The 3,937-nt window shown below is 46.2% G+C and carries 5 protein-coding genes; 2 read left to right on the forward strand and 3 right to left on the reverse strand.

Annotated elements, in window-relative coordinates:
• On the forward strand, positions 1-654 hold a 654-nt coding region (tsaB, locus tag ACTIE6_RS19780; RefSeq protein WP_439558288.1), incomplete at its 5' end, for a tRNA (adenosine(37)-N6)-threonylcarbamoyltransferase complex dimerization subunit type 1 TsaB.
• Positions 655-725: 71 nt separating this feature from the next.
• Positions 726-1,262, forward strand: coding sequence for a DUF2480 family protein (locus ACTIE6_RS19785; protein WP_439558289.1), 537 nt, complete (start codon positions 726-728; stop codon positions 1,260-1,262).
• On the opposite strand, the gene ACTIE6_RS19790 is transcribed toward ACTIE6_RS19785, so the two are convergent.
• From ACTIE6_RS19790 to ACTIE6_RS19800, 3 genes are read right to left on the reverse strand one after another with little or no spacing between them, the layout of a single operon-like run.
• Complete coding sequence (locus tag ACTIE6_RS19790; protein WP_439558290.1) at positions 1,220-1,849, reverse strand: ribonuclease HII; 630 nt, start codon at positions 1,847-1,849, stop codon at positions 1,220-1,222. The genes ACTIE6_RS19785 and ACTIE6_RS19790 overlap by 43 nt on opposite strands.
• Positions 1,849-2,865 (reverse strand): VWA domain-containing protein, encoded by a 1,017-nt coding sequence (locus tag ACTIE6_RS19795; protein WP_439558291.1) that lies wholly within the window; start codon positions 2,863-2,865, stop codon positions 1,849-1,851. The genes ACTIE6_RS19790 and ACTIE6_RS19795 overlap by 1 nt, the downstream gene beginning before the upstream one ends.
• 8 nt (positions 2,866-2,873) lie before the next feature.
• Positions 2,874-3,770: a hypothetical protein gene (locus ACTIE6_RS19800; RefSeq protein WP_439558292.1), complete on the reverse strand. Its 897-nt coding sequence runs from the start codon at positions 3,768-3,770 to the stop codon at positions 2,874-2,876.
• Positions 3,771-3,937 lie beyond the last annotated feature (167 nt).

The raw sequence follows: 3,937 nt of genomic DNA on the forward strand, positions 1-3,937 counted from the left end.
TCCGTGTCCCTTGCCACTGAAACTGGTATTGTTTCAGTTTACGAGCTTTTTACCGATAAATCCTCTTCGGGCATGCTCACTACGCTTATCGCCAGCTGTGTTGAAAATGCGGGTTGCACACTAAATGACCTCGATGCAGTGGTGGTCGCCATGGGGCCAGGCTCTTATACTGGTCTTCGCGTGGGTGTTTCAACTGCAAAGGGGCTTTGTTATGCATTGGAAAAACCTTTGCTGGCTATTAATACGCTGGAAGCAATGGCGCTGCAACTGGCTCCATTTTATCCCGGCCATTTACTTTGTCCGATGATCGATGCACGGAGAATGGAAGTTTACGCAGCCGTTTTTGATGCGCGCAATGGGGCGGTACTTCCAACACAAGCCACGATCCTGACAGAAAACTCCTTTGAAGACCTTTTACAAACAAATAAAATGGTCTTCTTCGGCGATGGTTCAGCCAAGTTCAAGTCGCTTGTTGCTGACCAGCCAAATGCTTTGTTTCCTTCCGCAGATATTTATCCTTCTGCCAAAACTGTGGCATTGCTGGCTGTCGAAGCTTACAATGCAGGGAAGTTTGAAGATGTGGCCGCATTCGAGCCTTATTATCTCAAAGACTTTATGTCACCTGCCCCAAGAAAATCCAAAACGCTGGCTTAACTGCTTTTTACAACACCCCAAACGAACTCAAACTTTTTCGTGTTGGTTTTTTTACCAAAATACAAACCAAAATGGAAGCCGAAGAGATTGTAAACCGCGTAGCAACAAGCGGGATTGTTTCACTGGATCTGGAAGAATTATACCAGCCGGGAGAACGTATCCTGTATGATATCAAAGACAATTTGTGGCAGGGAATGATTTTGCGGGAAAAGGATTTCCGTGAGTTCCTGAAAGCACATGACTGGTCTCAGTATGCAGGCAAGCACGTGGCAGTTATCTGTTCGGAAGACGCGATTGTACCTACCTGGGCATATATGCTGCTCGCTGTCCATTTGGAACCGCACGCCCAAACAGTTGTTTTCGGAGACCTGGCTGCATTGGAGGATACACTTTTCAATAATGCCATTCAAAAGCTTGACATTGGTTCTTTTACAGGCAAAAGAGTAGTGGTAAAAGGATGCAGCAAAGTAGAAGTGCCGGTAAGTGCCTACATGGAAATCAGCCGCTTGCTGAAACCTGTGGTGCAAAGCCTGATGTTCGGCGAACCTTGCAGCACTGTGCCGCTTTATAAAAAATCCAAATCTTCTGTTTCGACTTCAACTGATTGATCCGCGTCTTCTTTCAACAACCGGAATGTCATGCGATGGTAAGCGCAAGGCCCGTGTAAGCCGATCGCCTTTCGGTGGTGAATGGTGGGGTAACCTACATTATGTTCCCAGCCATAAAATGGAAATTGTGCAGCCAGATTTTCCATGAATGCATCCCTGTAATTCTTAGCCAGGATTGAAGCCGCTGCGATGGACAGGTAATGCGCGTCACCCTTGATAATGCAGGTGTGCGGGATCATCGGATAAGGTGTAAACCTGTTCCCGTCGACAAGCAAATGTTCCGGTTTCATCGTCAGTTTATCAACTGCACGGTGCATTGCCAGGAAGCTTGCTTTCAGGATATTGATCTTGTCAATTTCAAGATTATCTACTTCCGCCACAGCCCAGGCCAGCGCTTCTCTCACTATTTCCTTTTCAAGTTCCAACCGTTGTGCTTTCGTCAGCTGCTTGGAATCGTTGAGGAATGAATGTTTATAGTCCCGCGGCAGGATAACCGCAGCCGCGACCACCGGACCAGCCAAACAGCCTCTTCCCACCTCATCCAGGCCGGCTTCAATCGCTTCTATATTGTAAAAAGGTTTGAGCATTAATCTTCGAGAATATTGGCCATGAATGTGCTTTTGGTACCGATAGCTACAAGCAGGAAAAGCACTGCCCAATAAAGATATATTCTGTAAAAATCCTTGACGTCCCGCGACAGCATATCACTGGATTTAACTTTTTCGAGCTGGTCTATCTGTTTAAACACCGTTTCCAGTCCCGAATTGTCCGTAGCACGAAAATACTTCCCGTTACCCAAACCTGCAATATTTTGGAGCTGTCCTTCATCGATTAATGCGGTGCTCGCAGTACTGTCCGATCGCGGCGCCTTTTTCAGCCGGCCCACTGAAATTGTGTACACTTTTACGCCAAATGCATTCGCAAGCTGTGCAGAAGTGGTCGGATCGAGGTTACCGGAGGTATTATCGCCGTCACTGATCAGGATCGCCACCTTACTTTCACCCGGCATTTCCCGCATTCTGTTTACTGCCACCGCCAAGGCACTGCCGATCGCGGTTCCGGCTGTGGGGATCATTTTGGGACTAATCTCATCCAGAAAACCGTAGAGCAGTTCATAGTCGGTCGTAAGCGGACAAAGGGAAACAGCCTCGCCTGCAAATATGATCAGCCCAATACGATCCTGTAACCTGCCTTTAATGAAGTTGCGAGCTACCTTCTTGGCCGCTTCCAGACGGTTGGGATTAAGATCTTTCTCCATCATGGAATCGGAAATATCCAGCAGGAGCATAATGTCAATCCCTTCGGAATACTGATCTGTACGCTCCGTAACCACCTGTGGGCGTGCGAGGGCTACGAGAATGAAAGTCACTGCGAGCCCCACACAAATCGGCTGTACAAAGCGCAGTAATGTCAACAGATTAGCAGGGCCGCTTGCAGGTGTGTAAGTAATCGTAAGCCGTTGTTTGTGGTTTCGGTGCAATGCATTCCGCAGCCAGAAAAGGATCGGAACGAATGGGATCAGATACAAAAAATAAGGATACACCCACTCGTACGACTTGAACATGTCGTAAGTAAACCAGCGAAGCGATAACCATGCATCCATTCTTTTGTTCAGCTGACGGGACTATCCAGTATAAATTTCCTTTTATTACGGTAAAGCCGCGTCGCACCCGTTTTTAAAACTTCCAGGTATACCTCCATGTTTTTGGACTTACCCTGACCGCCGTACACGATTCCGTCCATGTTCCTCAATGCGTCAGCAAGTGAATCATCGGGCATATTATCCATTATTTCGCGGGTTGTATATGTTGCAAAGGGCTTTTTCTCCAATCTTTCGAGATAGTTTTTCCAAACAATTATCGCTTTCTCCGCATCCTTGATGTTGTTTTTTTCCCGTGCATTACGCATTAACCTGTTAAATGACCTTACATATTCCAAATGCCGCCTCTGCAATTTGATCAGCTGCCATTGTTTGTAGATATCCTGTCCAAAAACCCAGTAAATGCTGCCGGACACGCCAATAACCAGTGCCACTGTACCAATCAAAATGGAAAAATTGAACTGGCTGCTTAATGGAAGTAAGTCTGTCTCCGGCCTTAAAACTGGCTTCTCAGTCGATTTAACCAAATTGCTGCTGATCAGAAATACGGAATCAGGGGTTGTGAAAACAGAAGTACAGTCTTTGCCTCCAAACACAAAAACGGGCAGGCTAAGTGTTTGCTTCGGGGTTACATCGAATGATATCAGCTGGTAAACGGAGCTGTCAAGCGTTCCTTTTTCGTCAGTATTGGATACAAAAATCCGCTTTGATATAATTTCAAAAGGTGAGAAGTTGTACGATGAATCAGGGAAGAAAATTTCGGTACCCGGCTTGTGGCGCACACTTAATGCAAAATAAACAGGCTTACCTACTTCAATGCTGTCTGTCAGGAAAACGCCGGATGGTTTTATTTTCTGCGCCGATGCATTGGCATATAAAAAGAGGATCAACAACAAACTGCTGCTCATTTTTTTTACAAAAAATAAAGAAAACACTCTTCCCATGCTATTACTGCGACGCACTGCTTTTGGTATAACGCCTTACTTTAAACATATGGATAAGCGCGGGTACATAATCTTCCTGCGTGTTAATGGAAATGTAGTCAGCGCGGTTCTGGTGGCACAGTCTCCTCAAC

It is taken from the genome of Dyadobacter sp. (assembly GCF_051859145.1).
GTDB lineage: Bacteria > Bacteroidota > Bacteroidia > Cytophagales > Spirosomataceae > Dyadobacter.